This is a genomic window from Pseudomonadota bacterium (assembly GCA_039028155.1).
GTDB lineage: Bacteria > Pseudomonadota > Alphaproteobacteria > SP197 > SP197 > JANQGO01.
On the sequence record JBCCIS010000070.1, the window covers coordinates 1 to 20,521 of the forward strand.

General features: G+C 64.6%; 14 protein-coding genes. 9 read left to right on the forward strand and 5 right to left on the reverse strand.

Annotated features, from left to right (window positions below; all coding sequences use genetic code 11):
- Positions 1-1,825 (reverse strand): phosphate acyltransferase (locus tag AAF563_23065; GenBank protein MEM7124178.1); only part of this gene is annotated, 1,825 nt, incomplete at its 3' end.
- Between the two features lie 367 nt (positions 1,826-2,192).
- Between AAF563_23065 and mutS the strand changes: the two genes are divergently transcribed.
- Together mutS and AAF563_23075 are read left to right on the forward strand one after the other, a co-directional pair.
- A complete protein-coding gene (gene mutS, locus AAF563_23070; GenBank protein MEM7124179.1) occupies positions 2,193-4,808 on the forward strand; it encodes a DNA mismatch repair protein MutS in 2,616 nt (871 codons plus the stop codon).
- On the forward strand, positions 4,805-7,567 hold the full coding sequence (locus AAF563_23075) for a [protein-PII] uridylyltransferase (protein ID MEM7124180.1): 2,763 nt from the start codon (positions 4,805-4,807) through the stop codon (positions 7,565-7,567). Before mutS ends, AAF563_23075 begins: the two co-directional genes overlap by 4 nt.
- A gap of 207 nt (positions 7,568-7,774) precedes the next feature.
- On the opposite strand, the gene AAF563_23080 is transcribed toward AAF563_23075, so the two are convergent.
- The 3 genes from AAF563_23080 to AAF563_23090 all read right to left on the reverse strand — a co-directional run bounded on the left by AAF563_23080 (position 7,775) and on the right by AAF563_23090 (position 9,848).
- The gene (locus AAF563_23080) at positions 7,775-8,269 is read right to left on the reverse strand and encodes a YHS domain-containing (seleno)protein (GenBank protein ID MEM7124181.1); all 495 of its coding nucleotides are present in this window, start codon (positions 8,267-8,269) and stop codon (positions 7,775-7,777) included.
- A 130-nt stretch (positions 8,270-8,399) separates the two neighbouring features.
- Entirely contained in the window at positions 8,400-8,864 is a 465-nt protein-coding gene (locus AAF563_23085) for a nuclear transport factor 2 family protein (protein MEM7124182.1), read from the reverse strand.
- Between the two features lie 126 nt (positions 8,865-8,990).
- Entirely contained in the window at positions 8,991-9,848 is an 858-nt protein-coding gene (locus AAF563_23090) for a cysteine hydrolase (GenBank protein ID MEM7124183.1), read from the reverse strand.
- A 245-nt stretch (positions 9,849-10,093) separates the two neighbouring features.
- Here AAF563_23090 and AAF563_23095 point away from each other — a divergent pair, with 245 nt between their 5' ends.
- Entirely contained in the window at positions 10,094-10,657 is a 564-nt protein-coding gene (locus tag AAF563_23095; GenBank protein ID MEM7124184.1) for a TetR family transcriptional regulator, read from the forward strand.
- A gap of 382 nt (positions 10,658-11,039) precedes the next feature.
- Here AAF563_23095 and pyc read toward each other — a convergent pair whose 3' ends face one another.
- Positions 11,040-14,498 (reverse strand): pyruvate carboxylase, encoded by a 3,459-nt coding sequence (gene pyc, locus AAF563_23100; GenBank protein ID MEM7124185.1) that lies wholly within the window; start codon positions 14,496-14,498, stop codon positions 11,040-11,042.
- Between the two features lie 186 nt (positions 14,499-14,684).
- Between pyc and murJ the strand changes: the two genes are divergently transcribed.
- From murJ to AAF563_23130, 6 genes are all read left to right on the forward strand, one after another.
- Positions 14,685-16,250, forward strand: coding sequence for a murein biosynthesis integral membrane protein MurJ (gene murJ, locus AAF563_23105; GenBank protein ID MEM7124186.1), 1,566 nt, complete (start codon positions 14,685-14,687; stop codon positions 16,248-16,250).
- 55 nt (positions 16,251-16,305) lie between these two features.
- On the forward strand, positions 16,306-17,298 hold the full coding sequence (trpS, locus tag AAF563_23110; protein MEM7124187.1) for a tryptophan--tRNA ligase: 993 nt from the start codon (positions 16,306-16,308) through the stop codon (positions 17,296-17,298).
- A gap of 153 nt (positions 17,299-17,451) precedes the next feature.
- On the forward strand, positions 17,452-18,375 hold the full coding sequence (locus AAF563_23115; protein ID MEM7124188.1) for a sulfite exporter TauE/SafE family protein: 924 nt from the start codon (positions 17,452-17,454) through the stop codon (positions 18,373-18,375).
- Positions 18,372-19,157, forward strand: a complete 786-nt coding sequence (locus AAF563_23120) for a TIGR02186 family protein (protein MEM7124189.1) — start codon at positions 18,372-18,374, stop codon at positions 19,155-19,157. Before AAF563_23115 ends, AAF563_23120 begins: the two co-directional genes overlap by 4 nt.
- A 124-nt stretch (positions 19,158-19,281) precedes the next feature.
- The gene (locus AAF563_23125) at positions 19,282-19,788 is read left to right on the forward strand and encodes a universal stress protein (protein ID MEM7124190.1); all 507 of its coding nucleotides are present in this window, start codon (positions 19,282-19,284) and stop codon (positions 19,786-19,788) included.
- A gap of 99 nt (positions 19,789-19,887) precedes the next feature.
- Positions 19,888-20,445: a NifU family protein gene (locus AAF563_23130; protein MEM7124191.1), complete on the forward strand. Its 558-nt coding sequence runs from the start codon at positions 19,888-19,890 to the stop codon at positions 20,443-20,445.
- Positions 20,446-20,521: the final 76 nt, after the last annotated feature.

The window sequence follows — 20,521 nt, forward strand, 5'->3', positions numbered from 1 at the left end:
CCGCAAGCTCTTCCGCACTCGGCCTTTCGTTGATCGAGGTGTCGGCGACAAACAGGTTGCGGCCCTGGGTCACCAGGATCGCCATGCCGAATACCTGTTGGCCGGCCTTCGCATCCAGGACACGCTGGATATGGGAGAGGGCGGCCGCATAGTTGCGCGTCACGCCGGTGACCACCGCGTCCGCGTCGCCGGTCGCCAGCATGGCCGCGGCGAAGACATTGCGGTCCAGATTGACCCAGCGCGTGCAATCGCGCAGCAACGCACCGCGCCGCTGCATGCGGGTATAGACGTAGTCGATATAGGCCTGCCGATTGGGCGCCGTTCGGGCGTTGATGATTTCGATGCCCTCGGCGTGAACGCCCAGGGTTTGCATGTGCTCGGTAACCTCTTCGGGCCGACCGACCAGAATCGGCGTGCCCAGGCCCTGATCGCGCCAAAGCGCGGCGGCGCGGATGGTCTTCTCCTCCTCGCCTTCGGCAAAGACGACCCTGGCCTGTCGGGCGCGGGCCTGGGTAAAGACTTCGTTCATCCGGCCGGCGACACGGTCAAGGCGTCCGGCGAGCTGCAGCTCGTAATCCTCCATGTCGATGATCGGCCGGCGCGCGACGCCACTGTCCATGGCCGCGCGCGCGACGGCCGCGGGCACCCGGCTGATCAGGCGCGGATCGAACGGCGTCGGGATGATGTAGTCGCGGCCGAACTGCAGGCGCGTGCCGGTATAGGCGGCCGCGACCTCGTCCGGCACGTCTTCGCGCGCCAATGCGGCGATCGCCTCGGCGGCGGCGATCTTCATCGGGTCATTGATGGTCGTGGCGCGCACATCCAACGCGCCGCGGAAGATATAGGGAAAGCCCAAGACGTTGTTGACCTGGTTGGGATAGTCCGAGCGGCCCGTCGCGATGATGGCGTCTTCACGTGCCGCCATCACGTCCTCCGGCGTAATCTCGGGATCCGGGTTGGCCATGGCGAAGATGATCGGCTGGTCCGTCATCGATTCGACCATCGCCTGGCTCACCGCGCCCTTGACGGAGACACCCAGGAAGATATCGGCGCCTTCCATGGCGTCGTCCAGCGTCCGCGCCTCGGTCGGCACGGCGTGGGCCGACTTCCACTGGTTCATGCCTTCTTCGCGGCCCTGATAAACGACGCCCTTTGAATCGCACAGGATCGCCTGTTCGTGGGGCAGGCCCATGGCCTTGATCAGCTCCAGGCACGCGATGCCGGCGGCGCCGGCGCCGTTCACCACCACCTTGCAGTCGGCGATCGACTTGCCGGCGATCTCCAGAGCGTTGATGACGCCGGCCAGGCAGATGATCGCCGTGCCGTGCTGGTCGTCGTGAAAGATCGGGATATCGACCAGCTCGCGCAGGCGCTGCTCGATGATGAAACACTCCGGCGCCTTGATGTCTTCCAGGTTGACGCCGCCGAAGGTCGGCGCGACCAGGCGAACGGTGTTGACGACGTCGTCGACGTCTTCGCTGTCGACTTCCAGATCGATCGCGTCGACATCGGCAAAGCGCTTGAACAGGACCGCCTTGCCTTCCATCACCGGCTTGGCGCCCAGCGCGCCGAGGTTGCCCAGACCCAAAACGGCGGTGCCGTTGGAGACGACCGCCACCATGTTCCCGCGCGAGGTGTAGTCGAAGGCCAGGCTCTTGTCGCGGGCGATCTCCAGGCAGGGTGCCGCGACGCCCGGCGAATAGGCGAGCGACAGGTCGCGCGCGCTGTTCAGTGGTTTGGTCGCGCGCACAGCCAGTTTGCCGGGCTGGCCCTCGGCATGAAAACGCAACGCCTCGGCGTCGCTAACTCTGATGTCTTCAGACATGAACACCGTCTCTAAAGGGGGAATCCCAGGGTAAAGCGTCGACGTCGCTCCCTCCAAGCACTACATGCGCCAAGCTGCGACGTTTGATGCCTTATGCAAGAGCAGATCCCATTTGATCGAATCGCTTCGCGATGCGATCAAGATGGGTGAATCTGCTCGATTTCATTTGAAGTAGATCGGATTCACGCCAATTGATGGAACCGTGGAGCGGTTCCATCAATTGGCGATCCGATCTAGTGTCGCGCCGCTCCGATCACGAACCAGGCGCCGGAAAGTGGCCGAATCCAACGAGATCATGCCGGACGCGCCGACGGGTGGCGTCTCCCAGCGTGCCGAAAGCGTGGCGCCGGTCAAGGCGGCGACGCCGATGATGGCGCAGTACTGGTCGATCAAGCAGGAAAACCCGGGAACCCTGCTGTTTTTCCGCATGGGCGACTTCTACGAGTTGTTCTTCGACGACGCGGTCCAGGCCGCCGCGGCGCTGGATATCGCGCTGACCAAACGGGGCAAGCATCAGGGCCAGGATGTCGCCATGTGCGGCGTGCCGGTGCATGCCTATGACACCTATCTGGAGCGGCTGATCCGAAAGGGTTTCAAGGTCGCGATCTGCGAGCAGACCGAGGATCCGGCCGAGGCCAAGAAGCGCGGCGCCAAGTCGGTCGTACGGCGCGAGGTCGTGCGCATCGTGACGCCCGGCACGATCACCGAGGAGACCCTGCTGGACGCCCGGCGCGCCAACCATCTGGCGCTGCTCGCCCGCGCCGAGGGCCGTCTGGCGCTTGCCTGGGTCGACGTCTCGACCGGCACGCTCGCCGTCCAGCCAGTTTCCGAAGGCGATCTCGCCGCGACGCTGGAGCGGATTCATCCGGCCGAGCTCGTTCTGCCCGACAGCCTGCTGGAAGCGGCCTTGCTGCGCGATGTCCTGGATCCCTGGCATGACCGGCTGTCGCCCGAACCGGCGGCGCGTTTCGACAGCCGGGCTGGCGAACGGCGGCTCAAGGACACCTTCGGCGTCGATACTCTGGACGGTTTCGGCAGCTTCGGCCGCGCCGAGCTGGCGGCCGCCGGCGCGCTGGTCGGCTATATCGAGCTGACCCAGAAAGGCCACCTGCCGCGCCTGGCGCCGCCGCGTCTGGTGACCGGCGATCAGGTGATGGCGATCGACGCCGCGACGCGACGCAATCTGGAGCTGGTGCAGGCGCTGGACGGCAGCCGCGCGACCAGCCTTTTGGGCGTGCTCGACCGCACGGTGACGGGCGCCGGCGCCCGTCTCCTGACCACCCGGCTCAACGCCCCGTTGACCGATCCCGACGCCATCGCCGCGCGACACGACGCCGTTGCGTTCTTTGTCGACGACGGTGCGCTGCGCGAACGCGCGCGCGACCATCTTGGCGCGACGCCGGATCTGGAACGCGCGCTGGCGCGTCTGACGGTCGGGCGCGGCGGGCCGCGCGACCTCGCGGCGATCCGTGACGGCTTGACGCAGGCCGCGACGCTGGGCGCCATGTTGGCGGAGGCGCCGGCCCTGCCCGGTGAGCTCTCCACGGTGTGTGGCGATCTCGCGGGCGAGCCCGATCTCGTTGGACGCCTGACCGACGCGCTCGATGAGACGCCACCGCTCTTTGCGCGCGATGGTGGCTTCGTGCGTGCCGACTTCTCCGCCGATCTCGATCAGCAGAAGGCGCTGCGCGACGACAGCCGCCAGCTGATCGCGAGACTGCAGGGCCGCTATCAGGACGAGACCGGCGTCAACAACCTGAAAATCCGTCACAACAATATGCTGGGCTACTACGTCGAGGTGGCCCAGGCCCATGAATCGAAACTCGACCGCGCGACCTTCATCCAGCGCCAGTCCATGGCCAACGCCATGCGGTTCACGACCGTCGAGCTGGGCGAGTTGGAAGCCCAGATCGCCCAGGCTGCCGACCGGGCGCTGGCCCTGGAAATGGCAATCTTCGATCAGCTGGTCGCCGATGTCGGCAGGGCCGGCGATCGCATTGCCGTCAACGCGCGCGCGCTTGCCCGCCTCGATGTTGCCGCCGGTCTCGCGACGCTGGCCGCCGAACGAAGCTATGTGCGGCCGGTTGTCGATACCGGCCTGGCGTTCGAGATCGAGGCTGGTCGCCATCCGGTGGTCGAGGCCATGGCCGATCGCGCCGACGGCCAAGCGTTCATCGCCAACGACTGCGAACTCGCCGGGTCGAGCCGGCTTTGGCTGCTGACCGGTCCCAACATGGCGGGCAAATCGACCTTCCTGCGCCAGAACGCCCTGATCGCGGTGATGGCCCAGATCGGCAGCTTCGTGCCTGCGCGCGCCGCCCACATTGGCGTTGTCGACCGCCTGTTCAGCCGCGTCGGCGCCGCCGATGATCTGGCGCGGGGCCGCTCCACCTTTATGGTCGAGATGGTCGAGACCGCGGCGATCCTGAACCAGGCCGGCGAGCGCGCCCTGGTGATCCTGGACGAGATTGGCCGCGGTACAGCGACCTTCGACGGCCTGTCGATCGCCTGGGCGACGATAGAGCATCTCCACGAGGTCAACCGCTGCCGCGCCCTGTTCGCGACCCATTATCACGAGCTCACGGCGCTCACCGCGAAGCTAGAGGCGCTCAAGCCGCACACCATGCGGGTCAAGGAGTGGCAGGACGAGATCGTGTTTCTGTATGAGGTCGCGCCGGGCGCGGCCGACCGCAGCTATGGCATCCATGTCGCCCGGCTCGCCGGCCTGCCGGAAGCGGTCATCCATCGCGCCGAGGACGTCTTGAAGGTGATCGAAGCGGGCGAAAAGGGCAGCGCGCTGGTCAAACTGGCCGACGACCTGCCGCTCTTCCAAGCCGCCGCCGAGCCGGCCCGCAGCGCCGCGCCAGCCGGACCGACGCCGCTGGAGAGAGCCGTCGCGGAGATCGAGCCGGACGGCCTGACACCGCGCGCCGCGCTTGATCTGCTCTATCGCCTAAAAGATATCGCGGAGGGCGAGCCATGAGCGCCGCTGTCTTGCCGCGCAAGGCAAGCATCGTTTCGCGCAAGAAGCTGGTCGAGGCGCTTGCCGAGATTGACGCGAACGACCGGGCCGCCTCTCTCGACATTCTGCGCGGTGCGCTGGACACCGGGCGGGCGGAAATCTATCGGCGCCTGGATGACGGCGCCGCCGGGTCGGAACTGGTCGCGGGCATGAGCCATCTGATCGATCAGCTTGTCCGTGTCGTCCACGACCACACAACCGAAAACGTCTATCCCCACGCCAACCGCTTGAAGGGCGAACGGCTCGGCATTGTCGCGGTGGGTGGTTATGGGCGCCGCGACCTCGCACCCTATTCCGACATCGATCTCTTGTTCCTGGTGCCGTGGAAGTCGACGCCGTGGCTGGAGCAGGTCGTCGAACACATGCTCTATCTGTTGTGGGATCTGGGACTAGAGGTCGGCCAGGCGGTGCGCAGTGTCGACGACACGATCCGCCGCGCCTCGGCGGACATGACGATCCGCACCTCGATCCTGGAAGCGCGTTACCTGTGGGGCGACCGCGGCTTGTTCCGGTCTCTGATGAACCGCTTCGAACGCGACATCGTGTCCCAGACCGGCCCCGACTTCGTGCGCGCGAAGCTTGAGGAACGCGACAAGCGTCACGAACGCATGGGCGACTCACGCTATGTGCTGGAGCCCAACGTCAAGGACGGCAAGGGCGGCTTGCGCGACCTGCATACGCTCTACTGGATTGCCAAGTATCTCTATCGGGTGCGCGAGGTGGACGACCTGGTCGAGGCCAAGGTTCTGACCCGCGCCGAATACAACCGCTTCGCCAAGGCCCAGGATTTTCTATGGCGTGTGCGCTGCCACATGCACAGGCTGAACGAACGGCACGAGGATCGGCTGACCTTCGACACGCAGACCGAGGTCGCGGCTTTGATGGGCTACGCCGACCGACCCGGCGTGCGCGGCGTCGAACGGTTCATGAAGTACTATTTCCTGAACGCCAAGGATGTCGGCGACCTGACACGTATCTTCGCTGCTGCCATCGAAGACGCCCAGCTTGCGCCGCGCGAACGTCCATGGATTTCCGCTGCGCGCGAAGAGGTCGGAGGCTTCGCGGTGGAAGGCGGCCGCTTGTCGGTCACCGACCGCAACCACTTCCGCGACCATCCGCGTGATCTAATCCGCCTGTTCCAAGTCGCCCAGGCCAAGCGGCTCGCCATCCACCCGCGCACGCTGTGGCTGATGACCCAGCACCTGAAGCTGATCGATCAGGACATGCGCGAGGACAAGGAAACGAACCGGCTGTTCGTTGAGATCCTCACATCGCCCAATGATCCCGAAGGCACGCTGCGCGTCATGAACGAGGCCGGCGTCATGGGCCGGTTCCTGCCCGATTTCGGCCGGGTCGTCGCGCAGATGCAGCACGACATGTATCACGTCTATACGGTCGACGAACATTCGATCCGCGCCATCGGTGTGTTGGCCGCGATCGAGCGTGGCGAGGTCGGCGATGAACTGCCGCTGGCGACCAAGATCTTTCCGCAGCTTCTACAGCGGCACGTTCTCTATCTGGCTGTCCTGCTGCACGACATCGCCAAGGGGCGCGGCGGCGACCATTCGATTCTGGGTGCCGAGATCGCCGAACACCTGGGACCGCGCCTGGGGTTCACGGCCGACGAAACCGAGACCGTTGCGTGGCTGGTGCGCTGGCACCTCCTGGCCTCCAACACCGCCTTCCGGCGCGATGTCGACGACCCCAAGACAGTCGAGGACTTCGTCGCGGTCGTGCAGTCGATGGAACGCCTGCGCCTGCTGCTGGTGCTGACCGTCGCCGATATCCGCGCTGTCGGCCCCCAGGTGTGGAACGGATGGAAAGGGCAGTTGCTTCGCGAACTCTATTACCGGGCCGAGGAAGTGCTTTCGGGTGGCCATGGCGAAGCGTTCGAGAAACACGAGCGGGTCGCGGCCAGGGTCGCCGATCTCAGGTCCCGGCTCGCCGGCTGGGACGACCGGGCGCTCGATGTCTACGCTGACCGGCTGGTGAAGCCTTATTGGCTGGCCTTCGACGGCGATACCCACGAACGGCACGCGCGGCTTATCCGACGCACCGAGGAAGCCGCCGATGACGGCGACACCCCGACCGTGGCGGTCGAGACCCGCGTCGACCGGTTCCGCTCGATCACCGAGGTCACCGTCTTCGCGCCCGATGAACGGGGCCTCTTTGCCCGCATCACTGGCGCGCTCGCGCTCGCCGGCGCCAACATCGTCGATGCCCGTATCTTCACGACGCTGGACGGCATGGCGCTCGACACGTTCTGGGTGCAGAACGAGATGCATCAGGCGCTCGACGACGAGGATCGTTTGGCGCGTCTGGTCGAGGTCACGACCCAGGCGCTAACCGGCGATCTGGACCTGGATGCGGAGATCGCCCGGCGCCGCGACGCCTGGCAGCGCCGTTCCCGATCGCTGCCGGTCGAACCGCGTGTCCTGATCGACAACAAGGCGAGCTCCAAACACACGGTGATCGAGGTCAATGCGCCGGACCGTCTGGGCCTGCTCTATGATCTCACCCAGGCGATCACGGCGCTGGGCCTGAGCATCGTTACCGCCCGCATCGCGACCTATGGCGAACGCGCGGTCGACGCGTTCTACGTGCGCGACGCCTTCGGCCTCAAGACGACCCACGACAAAAAGCTCGATGAGATCAAGGCCGTGTTGTTGGCCGTGATCAGCGACCGCGAGAAGCCCGAGATCGCGGGGGCTGCGCGTTAGGGCGCCATGCGTTTGGGCCCAGGTTTTCCGGTCATCAAGACTAGGATACCCATGTCGAAAAAGGTCGGATTGATGGGCCGGTCAACGATTCAAGCAGGCGCGTGTTTGACGACGCGCCTGCTCGGCTTTGCACTTGGCGACGATGATCGGGCTTTCGACGGGTGCTGGCGATTCACCATCGCGGTCTCATGGGGCACGGCTCAATCGTCAACTGCCACGACCGTTGACATCCGCCACCGCGAGGTGGTGCATCGACGGCCAGTTCTCCTCGGCCTTCGCGAGCGTGCCGGCCTTGTCTTCCTGATACTTGCCGAAGGCGACGGCGTTCAGGAACACATAGAGCTTACCGTCGACGATGTCCGCGAAACGGTTGCTGGCGTCGAGCTTCATGCCGATGGCGACGCCAAAGGCGCAAAAGCCGCCGTACTTCGGCATGTACCGCTCGGGGTCCGCGGCGAACTGTTCCATCGTTTCCTCAGACGAGAAGTAGTAGGCGACGCCGTCATGTTCGACCGTGAACTCGGCGAGGCCGGGTGTCACCTCCATGCCGGTGGCCAAGGCAACGGCATCGTCGCCGCGCAATGCGACGCCGACGCCGCTGACGGTCGTGCCGGTCGACACATTGTACTCGTCGACGGCAAACGCCGCCGAACTTGCCGAGACGGCGCCGATCAGCGTCATAGCGGCAATCAGGGATCTCATGGTCTTCATCTCTTTCGTCCTTTTAGGTCTGTCGCCCTGTCGGGCGGGTTGGGAGGCTTCCGCGTGCGAACCGGTCAGCGGAAGGGACCGCCGGACTTCGGCGGCATCGGAATGATCTTGGTGCGTCATGTCAGAGACCGAGCTCTGAGAGGCCGGGATGGTCGTCCGGACGGCGTCCTTGCGGCCAACGGAACAGTCGATCGGAATCGTCGATGGCGAGGTCGTTGATGCTGGCGAGGCGGCGCTGCATCAGCCCGTCGGGAGCAAACTCCCAGTTCTCGTTGCCATAAGAGCGAAACCAGTTGCCTGTCGCGTCGTGCCACTCGTAGGCGAAGCGCACAGCGATGCGGTTCTCGTTGAACGTCCACAGTTCCTTGATGAGCCGATACTCCTGCTCCTGTTCCCATTTGCGTGTGAGGAACGCCTCGATCTCCGCGCGCCCGTGGATGAACTCGGACCGGTTCCGCCACTGGCTGTCCGGCGTATAGGCCAGCGCGACTTTGGCGGGATCGCGGGAGTTCCAACCATCCTCCGCGGCGCGCACTTTTTGTGCTGCGGTCACTTCGTTGAACGGGGGTAGGGGCGGACGGGTCATTATTCTGTTCCATGCATTCATTCGTTTGGCGGGGGTCTCCGGTCATCCGGCGGGGAAACTCGGATGACCGGAGACATGTGCGCCGAGAGAGGGAGGAGGCAAACGGCGCTTGGGGTAACTGATGACCTAGGCGGCCAGCGAAATCCGCTGCACGGCCTCGTCGGTCCACCAGACCGCGTTGGCGATCATGCGGAAGTTGATGAGGGCCGCGAGATAGCCGTCGCCTTCGGGCACCTTGGCGCCTGCGGTCGCGTCGCGCACGACGGCGACCTCGAAGCCTGTCTCCAACAGTTCGCGCATATGGCTTTCGACGCAGAGGTTCGCCGACATGCCGGCCAGAATGACCTTGTCGATGCCGACCTTGCGCAGTTGGAGAACGAGATCGTTCTGTTCGGGGCCGTAGACCTTGTGCGGGGAGCACACGATCGTCTCGCCATCCTCGATGTACTTCTTGTACTGGGGCATCCAGTCGGCGCCGGACCCCTCAAACCCGTCGAGGTTGAGCGGATCCTTGCGGTCGAACATGCCGATGCCATGCATCACGCGTTCGAGGGTTCCCTCGAACTTCCACTTGTGATCCTGCGGGTAGTAGTAGTGCGGCGAGATGACGACCGGCATGTCGGCGGCTTTCGCGGCGATGAACAGGCGCTCCAGGTTGTCGACAACGCCCTGCTCGCTGACGCTCTCGCCAACCACGCCCCAGGCCACGCCGCCCTCGTCGAGGAAATCGATCTGCGGATCGACGGCGACCAGGGCGGTGCGCCCGGGGACGATTTCCATATCGATCGTGGGCAGGGCGGGTTCCGCCGGATCGGCGTAAGCCGCTTTGGCTTCGTCGGTCGCGGCCAGAACCTCCTTGCCGACACCGGCGACTGCCGCGCCGGCGACGGCGGCCGTGGCCGCACCGGTCAGAACCTGTCGGCGGGTCTGATCGACATCGTCGTTCTTGTCCACGTGGGCGGTGGTGTCTTGCGTGGTGGTCATGGCGATCTCCAGTCTTGCTGAGCGCAGCGCGCTGTGGTGAATCCAACAAGGGTAACTGATCGGTACACCCTATGAAGTTGAAACTGTACCGATCTGTTCATTCTGTCAAGCAGGAAATCCCAAGCATCGCCTCGGGTAATGGCGCTCTCGCTCTTAACCAATTGATATATATAATAAAATATTTTGTGTCTTGTGCACTGATTCACACTGCATTATGTACAGATCAGTACCTTGCTGGGATCGTTATGCGGCCGACAAAAAGAGACGAACTGGTTCAAAAGGCGCTCAAGGCGTTTTATCGAAACGGCTTTCATGCGACCGGCATGGACATGCTGGTCGCCGAGACCGGCATCTCGAAAACGTCGATGTACAAGCACTTTCGCACCAAGGAGGACCTGATCCTCGCCGTGCTGCGCTTGCGTGATGAGCAATTCCGAAACTGGCTCTATCGCCGCATGGAAGAGCTGGCCGACTCGCCCGAACAGCAACTAATCGCCATGTTCGACGCCCTTGAGGAATGGTTCGACGACAGCGGCTACAAAGGCTGCATGTTCATCAAGGCATCGTCGGAGTATCAGGATGCCGGCCACCCCATTCACCAGCAGTCCGCCGACCACAAGCGCATGCTTGAAAGGCACATGACCGATTTGGCCGAGCAAGCAGGGCTAGCGAATCCCAGTGCCCTCGCGCGACAATTGCTGCTCTTGAAGGAAGGGGCGATTGTGACGGCTCATTTGGGCCATACCGACAACCCCGCGCAGGATGCTAAGGCGGCTGCTATACGGCTGCTTGATACCCACGGACAGTAGTCGTCCTTGTACATACGGGGCCCTCTTGAGGGGACGTTCGCGACCGTCGTGCCGACGCCCTGCGCAGACCAGCGACGATGGGATGTAACTCAATCTCGTGATCGCTGTCAGGTCTTAGCCCGCATTTCACACCCTCCCGACGGTCTGCGCCGGGTCAACGTGGTGACGGAGAAGGAGAGCGGTGAAGAGCGATGCAGCGCATCGGTCGAGCCGGTCGACGCACGCTGTCGCCGCGTTCACCCGGCCCGTGGGGTTGCGTTCTGGCGGCCATGTGCGGGCGAAAGCCGCTCAACCGTATGTCGTCATACGCTTTTCGCGTCTTTCGCCCGCATATGACTCGCCACAACGCAACGCAGACCATCGCGAGGGTGTGAAATGCGGGCTAGCCGTTCGACTGATAAGCAATCAGCAAATCCTTGGCGTCGACCTGGGTGCCGACCGGCGCCGCGACCTCGCCGATTGTGCCGTCGCGTTGGGCGTGGATCGCCGTTTCCATCTTCATGGCTTCGATAGTCAGCAACAGGTCGCCTGACGCCACCTGCTGGCCGGCTTTCACGGCGACCGAGGCGACCATGCCGGGCATCGGCGCGGGCACGTGGTCGCGGTTGCCGTCCTCGGCTTTCTTGTGGCGCACCACCTTGTCGGCAACGGCCCGGTTGGCGACACGCACGATGCGCGGCTGGCCGTTCAGATCGAAGAAAACGCGGACATTGCCGTCGTCATCGGTCTCGCCGATGGTTTGGAAACGAATGACAAGCGTCTTGCCGTGCTCGATGTCGACGGCGATCTCCTGGCCGGGTGTCATGCCGTAAAGAAAGATCGGCGTTGGCAGAACGTGAACCGGACCGTGGTCGCGCCGGCGCGCCGCGTAGTCAGTGAAGACGCGCGGATACATGAGATAGGAGCAGAACTCCTCGTCACTGATGTGGCGCTCGACCTTGTGTTCGGCGTCGGCACGTTCGGCATCAAGGTCGGCCGGCTGCAGCACCGCACCGGGCCGGGTCGTCAACGGTTCGGCGCCCTTCAGGATCTTCTTTTGCAAGGCCTCGGGAAAGCCGTTGGGCGGCTGGCCGATATCGCCGCGGAACAGCTGCACCACCGACTCAGGAAACGCGATGTCGTGGTCTGGGTCTTCAATGTCCTCGCGGGTCCAGCCGGCGCTTACCATGGCAAGCGCCATGTCGCCGACCACCTTCGACGTCGGCGTGACCTTGACGATGTCGCCGAACATTAGATTGACCTCGGCATAGGCGCGCGCGACGTCATGCCAGCGCGCTTCCAGGCCCAGCGAGCGCGCCTGTTCCTTAAGGTTCGTGAACTGACCGCCCGGCATCTCGTGCAGATAGACCTCAGACGCGCCGAACCGGAGGTCACTCTCGAACGCGCGATAGTCGCGGCGCACGGCCTCCCAGTAATCGGAGAAGGCACGGATCGTCGCGGGATCAAGGCCTGGGTCGCGCGCACCGTGACGCAGCGCCGCGACGACGGAGCCCAGATTGGGTTGGCTGGTCAGGCCAGACCACGAGTCCATGGCCAGATCAATGGCGTCAACCCCGGCGTCGACGGCGGCCAGGACGCTGGCCGCGGCGACGCCGCTGGTGTCGTGGGTGTGGAAGTGGACCGGCAGGCCGGTCTCCTCCTTCAACGCCTTGACGAGAACCCGCGCCGCCTCCGGCTTGACGACGCCGGCCATGTCCTTGATGCCCAGCACGTGGCTACCGGCATCGGCCAGGTCGCGCGCGAGCTTGACGTAGTACTTGAGGTCATAGGTGCTGTTCCTGGCGGGGTCCAGCATGTCGCCGGTGTAGCAGATCGCGGCTTCCAACAGCCTTCCGCTCTCCAGCACCGCGTCCATCGAGACCCGCATGTTCTCGACCCAGTTGAGGCTGTCGAAGACGCGGAAGATGTCAACGCCCGACGTCGCCGCCTGGGCGACGAAGTGGCGGACGACATTGTCGGGATAGTTGGTGTAACCGACGCCGTTGGCGCCGCGCAGCAGCATCTGAAAGCAGATGTTCGGGATCGCCTCGCGCAGTGCGGCGAGTCGGTCCCACGGGCATTCGTCCAGGAACCGCATGGCGACGTCGAAGGTCGCGCCGCCCCAGCACTCCAGGCTCAGCAGGTCGGGGAACTCGCGCGCATAGGCGCCAGCGACTTGCGCCATGTCATAGCTGCGCATGCGGGTCGCGATCAGCGACTGGTGAGCATCACGCATGGTGGTGTCGGTAACGAGCACGTTCTTCTGCGCAAGCATCCAGTCCGCGAACGCCTTGGGGCCATGTTCGTCGAGCCGCTGCCGCGTCCCCGCCGGCGGTTGGCTCTTGTCGGACTTGGGCACCTTGGGCGACGGCCCGGCGACGGGCAGGGGACGGTTCGCCACCTCCGGGTTGCCGTTCACCGTGACCTCGGCGATGAAGCGCAACAGTTTGGTTGCCCGGTCGCGCCGGCGCGCGAAATGGAACAGCTCCGGCGTCGTGTCGATGAAGCGCGTGGTGTAGCTGTTGTCGCGGAACGACGGGTGGTTGATCAGGTTTTCGACGAACGCCAGGTTGGTCGCGACGCCGCGAATGCGGAACTCTCTAAGTGCCCGGTCCATGCGCGCGATCGCCTCGTCCGAAGTCGGCGCCCATGCTGTGACCTTTTCCAGCAGACTGTCGTAGTAGCGGGTGATGACGGCGCCGGAATAGGCCGTACCGCCGTCAAGGCGGATGCCGAAACCGGTCGCGCCGCGATAGGCGGTGATGCGGCCGTAGTCGGGAATGAAGTTGGCCTCTGGATCCTCGGTCGTGATCCGGCATTGCAGCGCATGGCCGTTCAGGTGGATGTCCTCTTGCGCCGGCACGCCTGAGTCCGGCGTGCCGATCGCTGCACCCTGGGCGATGCGGATCTGCGCCTTCACGATATCGATGCCGGTGACCTCTTCGGTCACCGTGTGCTCGACCTGGATGCGCGGGTTGACCTCAATGAAGTAGAAATCGTCGGTGTCGGCATCAAGCAGGAACTCGACCGTGCCCGCGTTGGCATAGCCGGCATGGCGGCCCAACCGCAGCGCCGCCTGGCACAGCGCGTCGCGCTGGCTCTCGTCGAAATAGGGTGCGGGCGCACGCTCGACGATCTTTTGGTTGCGCCGCTGCACCGAACAATCGCGTTCGAACAGATGCACGATGTTGCCGTGGCTGTCGCCCAGCAGCTGCACCTCGACATGGCGGGCACGGGCGATGAGCTTTTCGGCATAGACCTCGCCGTTGCCGAACGCCGCCTCGGCCTCGCGCTTGGCGGCCAATAGTTCATCGCCCAGGGCCGAGGCTTCATGGACGGCGCGCATGCCGCGTCCGCCGCCGCCCCAACTCGCCTTCAGCATGACCGGAAAGCCGATCGCCTCGACCTCGGCCAGCGCCTGGTCCAGATCGTCGGGCAGCGGCCCGGTCGCCGGCACGACCGGCACGTCGGCCTTTTGCGCGGCGTCGCGGGCGCTCACCTTGTTGCCCAGCAGTCGCATGGTCTCGGGCTTCGGCCCGATGAAGACCAGGCCCTCGACGGCGCAGGCCTCGGCGAAGTCGGGGTTCTCGGACAGGAAGCCATAGCCCGGATGCACCGCATCGGCGCGGGCCTCGCGCGCCACACGTAGCATCTCCTCGATCGAGAGATAGGCGCGTACCGGCCCCAAGTCCTCGCCGATCAGATAGCTGGCGTCGGCCTTGAAGCGGTGCAGCGCGAGCCGGTCTTCCTGGGCATAGACGGCGGCCGTCGCGATGCCCAGTTCGTTGGCGGCGCGCATGACGCGGATGGCAATTTCACCGCGGTTGGCAATCAACAGGCGCTTGAAAGCATGATGAGGCATGGCTGCGTCTCCCCCGTCGCAGTCTGTCGCATCCGGACCATATGGCGGCACCGCGCACTACACCGATTCGCGTGGTCGTGCTAGCGTTTCTATCGCGAAACTACATGTCGCAAGCCGGACGCAAGGGGGTTGTCGCGACCTGGCTCGCCATCATTCGGTCGAGATAAGGACCTTTTCTGCCGCGCCATGAACCTTGCCCGCGCCTTCGTGACGGTCTCGGGGCTGACCCTGGTCAGCCGCGTGCTCGGTTATGCGCGCGACGTGTTGTTCGCGGCGCTCTTGGGCACCGGTCTGGCGGCCGATGCGTTTTTTGTCGCGTTCAAACTGCCCAACTTCTTCCGCCGTCTCTTCGCCGAAGGCGCGTTCAGCGCGGCCTTCGTACCGATGTTTGCGGGCAAGCTTGAGACGGATGGCAACGAGGCCGCGCGCCGCTTGGCGTCGGATGCCCTGGCCATGCTGGTCGCCTGCCTGCTGGTCATCGTGCTGCTCGCCGAGATCGCCATGCCGCTTGTCATGTCCGTGCTGGCGCCGGGCTTCCGCGATCAGCCGGAGAAGTTCGCGCTTGCCGTCGAGCTGACCCGGATCACGTTCCCCTATCTGTTGCTGGTCTCAATGGTGGCGCTTCTCGGCGGCATGCTGAACTCCGCCGGCCGGTTCGCCGCTTTCGCCGCCGCGCCGATCCTGCTCAACCTCTCCTTGATCGTCGCCGCGTTGCTGGCACGCCACGGCGGCACCGAGGTCGCGGAGACGCTGGCCTGGGGCATCTCCGCCGGCGGCGTCGCGCAGTTGATCATGTTGCTGGTCGGTGTGCGCCGCGCCGGCTTGATGCCGCGCATCGCCTGGCCGCGCCTGACCGCCGACGTCAAGAAGGTACTCAAGCTGTTCGGCCCGGCGGCACTGGGCGCCGGTGCCGTGCAGCTCAATCTGGTTGTCGACATCGTCATCGCGTCGCTGCTGCCGACCGGCGCCATCTCCTATCTCTACTACGCCGACCGGCTGAATCAGCTGCCGCTCGGCGTCGTCGGAATCGCGGTCGGTACCGCGTTGCTGCCGCTGCTGTCGCGCCAGCTTAAGGCGGGTGACGAGAATGGCGCCTTGATCAGCCAGAACCGGGCGATCGAGATGGCGCTCTTCTTCACCATTCCCGCTGCCGTGGCCTTCGTGATCCTGGCCGATCCGATCATCGCCGTCCTGTTTCAGCGCGGCGCGTTCACCGCCGAGGCGACGGCGGCGACCGGCGCGGCCCTGGTCGCCTTCTCGCTCGGGCTGCCGGCCTATGTCTTGATCAAGGTCTTCACGCCCGGCTTCTTCGCCCGCCAGGATACCAAGACTCCGGTCAAGATCGCCGTGGTCGCGTTGGTCACCAATCTGGTCTTCAACCTGATCTTGATGGGCCCTTTGGCCCATGTCGGCATTGCGCTGGCGACTGCCATCGCGGCCTGGGTCAATGCCGCCCTGCTGTTCCTTGTCCTGAAACGACGCGGCCAGATCGCGCCTGACGCCCGCCTTCTGGGCCGCCTGCCGCGTACCCTGCTGGCGACCGCCGTCATGGCCGTCGTCCTGTGGCTGGGCCTCGTCTTCGGCATGCCGCTGGTCAGCGGCCGGTTCGCCTTCGAGGTGCCGGGGCTGGCGGTTCTTATCGCCGGCGGTCTCGCTTTCTTCGCCGTGACGGCGCATCTGACCGGCGCGGTGCGCCTGGGCGAGATCCTGCGGCTACTGCGCCGAAGTTCGGTCAACACCCCGTCAGCTTGACCCCTTCCGTCCCAGGCGGCATAAGGCGCAGCCCTATTTCAGAGGAGTTTCCGGTATGAACCGGGTGTTTTCCGGCATTCAGCCGACCGGCAGCCTGCACCTCGGCAACTATCTGGGTGCGCTGACCCGTTTCGTCGCCATGCAGCACGATTACGAGTGCATCTACTGCATCGTCGATCTGCATGCGGTGACCATGCCTTATGACACCGCCGAACTCGGCGCGTCGACGCGCGAGGTGACCGCCGGGTTCCTGGCGTCGGGCGTCGATCCCAAGCGCTGCATCATCTTCAACCAGAGCCGGGTCCGCATGCACTCCCAGCTTGCCTGGATGCTGGGCTGCCAGACGCCGCTGGGCTGGCTCAACCGGATGACCCAGTTCAAGGAGAAGGCCGGCAAGAAGCGCGACAACGCGAGCCTGGGGCTCTACGGCTATCCGGTGCTGCAGGCCGCCGACATTCTGGGCTACAAGGCGACCCACGTGCCGGTCGGCGAGGACCAGAAACAGCACCTGGAATTGAGCCGCGACATCGCCGGCGCGTTCAATCGCAACTTCGGCGTCGAGTTTTTCCCGCTGCCCGAGCCGATCATCGAGGGCGAGGCGACGCGTGTCATGTCGCTGAGGGACGGCACCGCGAAGATGTCGAAGTCGGATCCGTCCGACAACTCGCGCATCAATCTGACCGATGATCGCGACACCATCGCGCGGAAGTTCCGCAAGGCGAAGACGGACTCCGAACCGGGTGTGACCTATGACCAGGAGAAGCGGCCGGAGGCGGCGAACCTCTTGAACATCTATGCCGCGCTCTCCGATCAGTCGCGCCAGCAGGTTTGCGACGCATTCGCCAGCGCCCAGTTCTCCGACTTCAAGAAGGCGCTGACCGAGTTGGCGGTCGAGGTGTTGGGACCGATTGGCGAGGAGATGGCGCGGCTGATGGCCGATCCCGCCCATGTCGATGATGTGCTGCGCGACGGCGCCGAGCGCGCCCGCGCCATCGCCGAACCGATCCAGGAAGAGGTCGAGGCGATCATGGGGTTCCTTAACCCCTGACCTCTGGCCGCCATCCATCGTAAGCAGTCTCTGATGATGCCACGCCGGCGATAAGCCAGGTGCCAGCGGCTCTAAATCACGATTTTCCTTGCGATCAAGGTGGCTTGGCGCGCAGAACGGGTATCGTTCGAATTGGGGCTTCGGCAGCGCGTCATGTTTCAGATCTACCTGCCCATCGCGGAGATGTCGGTCGACATTTTCCTGCTGCTTGGCATGGGCGGGGCGATCGGTTTTCTGTCGGGCATGTTCGGTGTTGGCGGCGGGTTCTTGATGACACCGCTGCTGATCTTCATTGGCGTGCCGCCGCCAGTCGCGGTTGGCTCCGAAGTCAACCAGGTGGTCGCGGCCTCGGTCTCCGGATTCCTCGCCCATTGGCGTCGCGGTCAGGTCGACTTTAAGATGGGTGGCGTGTTGCTGGTCGGCGGTACGGTCGGCTCGGCCTTCGGCGTCTGGCTGTTTGGTTTGCTGCGCGAACTCGGTCAAATCGACGTCGTCATTTCGTTCGGCTACGTGGTCCTGCTGGGTTCGATTGGTGCGCTGATGCTGGTCGAATCCGGGCGCGCCATCCTGCGCCGGCGGCGCGGCAGTCCGGGCCGGCGCAAGGCACACTTCCACACCTGGGTGCACGGCCTGCCGTTCAAGATGCGCTTCCGGTCGTCCAGGCTCTACATCAGCGCGATCCTGCCGGTAACCATCGGCTTCTTCATCGGCGTGCTGGCCGCCATCCTGGGTGTCGGCGGTGGCTTCCTGCTGGTGCCGGCGATGATCTATCTGCTTGGCATGCCGGTCAGCGTCGTCATCGGCACGTCGCTGTTCCAGATCACCTTCGTGACGGCGACCGCCACCTTCCTGCACGCGGTGAACACACAAACGGTCGATGTTGTGTTGGCCGGCATCCTGACCTTGGGCGCCGTCGTCGGTGCGCAGATCGGCACCCGGGTCGGCGCGGAGCTGCGCGGTGAAGAGCTGCGGGCACTCCTTGCACTGATCGTGCTCGGCTTCTGCGCGACGCTCTTCTACCGCATGGTCGCCACGCCCTCGAACCTGTTCAGCCTGACGCTGGGAGGTGTCGGATGAGGCGCTTCCCCATCGTCGCGATCCTGATTGCGCTATGCCTCTTTGCCGCCGGCCCGGCCCGTGCGCAGACCGAGGACGGCTCGCCCGCGTCCGCGGTGCCTGCCGCGCCCTCCCTGATCGCCGACCTGTCGCATCATCTGATCGCCATCACGTCGGACTTCACCGGTACGGATCTGCTGGTCTTTGGCGCGGTCGAAGGGGAAGGCGATATCCTGGTCGTCGTGCGCGGCCCACGGTCCGAAGCGGTGGTGCGGCGCAAGTCCCAGGTGTTCGGCATTTGGCTCAACACCAAGTCCATCACCTTCGACAACGTACCCAGCTATTACGCCGTGGCATCGACCCGTCCACTCGACCAGCTCGATGCCGAACATGCCCTGTCGCTGCACGAGGTCGGCGTCGACTATCTGCGGCTGATGCCCCAGGAGGCGGTCAGCGACGAGGAGCTGGATGAGTTCCGCGACGCGCTGATCTCGCTGAAACAGAGACAGGGTCTCTATTCGCTGACGCCGGCCCGCATCGACGTGGTCGGCGACAGGCTGTTCCGCGCCACCGTGGCGTTCCCAGCGGAGGTCACCGTCGGCACCTACATCGCGGACGTGTTTCTGCTGAAGGACGGCGTCATTGTCGCCGCGCAAAGCTCGCCATTGGTCGTCAACAAGGTGGGATTCGGCGCCGAAGTCTTTGATTTTGCTAACGAACAATCATCGCTCTACGGATTGTTTGCGATTGTTGCCGCTGCGATGGCAGGATTCCTGGGCAACCTGCTGTTCCGTCGGCCCTAGCGCTTGGCCCGGTCCATCGCACGGTTTGGTCAGGGAAACGTAAGTGCCGGCAAGCTTGGCGCGCTGGCCAGAAAGAGAGAGAGAGCGCCCTTGCCATGAGGATCAACAGCATGATCGGAACACGATGACGAACGCCTCGAAGACGGACACGCCCGCAAGTGCTCATATTGCCGGTCAGGTCAAATTCCTGGTCTGCGTCGATGGATCGCCGCCGTCAAAGGTGGCGGTGCACTATGCGTGCCGGCGCGCCAAGAACACCGACGGGCGCGTGGCGTTGCTTCATGTGATCCAGCCGGCCGACTTCCGCCATTGGTCCGGCGTCGAGGACCTGATGCAGGGTGAACGCTGGGAAGCCGCCGAAAACCTGCTGCAGGATCTGGCGGCCGACGTGAACGCCTGGGCCGGCGTGATGCCGGAGCTTTTGGTTCGCGAAGGCCGTATTGGTGATGAGATTCTCAACCTTGTGGATGAGGACCAGACCATCGATCTCTTGTGCGTGGGGTCCAACCCTAGTGAGGGGCGGGGCAAGCTGGTGTCGTTTTTGGCCGGTCACCTGGCTGGACGCCTGACGATTCCGCTGGTTGTCATCCCCGGCACCCTGACTGACGAGCAGATCGTCAACATTACCTAGGTACTGACGAATCGGCGGGTTCGCTTGACCGGTGGCGGTATCGTCCCCACCTTTGGCCCGAACCCATGACTCAATCGCCGCGACTGAAAAGGTGACGGCATGTTCATCCAAACCGAAGACACACCAAACCCCGCGACCATGAAGTTCCTACCCGGCCGGCCTGTGATGGGCGACGGCACGGCGGATTTCCCCGATCGCGACAGTGCCGCCCGATCGCCCCTGGCCGATCGTCTGTTCGATGTCGAACACGTCACCGGCGTCTTCCTGGGCAGCGACTTCGTCTCGGTCACCAAGGCCGAGGCTGGCGACTGGCAGCTCATGAAACCCGCCGTTCTGGGCGTCATCATGGAGCACTTCATCGCCGGCCGACCGGTGATCGAGGGCGCCGCCGAGGCGATCGAAGAAGATGAGATCGATCCCGCCGATCAGGAAGTCGTCGGTCAGATCAAGGAACTGCTCGACACGCGCGTGCGTCCGGCCGTCGCCATGGATGGCGGTGACATCACGTTCAAGGGCTTCCAGCAGGGCGTCGTATATCTGGCCATGCAGGGCGCCTGTCAGGGCTGCCCCAGCTCGACCATGACGCTGAAGATGGGCATCGAGAACCTCCTGAAACACTACATCCCCGAGGTCGTCGAAGTTCGACCGGTGATGTAGGGGCGCTTGGTTTGTGCGGCTCCGGCCCGCTCCCCCGCCCGGCCACCCCGAGGATGCTGCCATGGGTGGCCGGGCG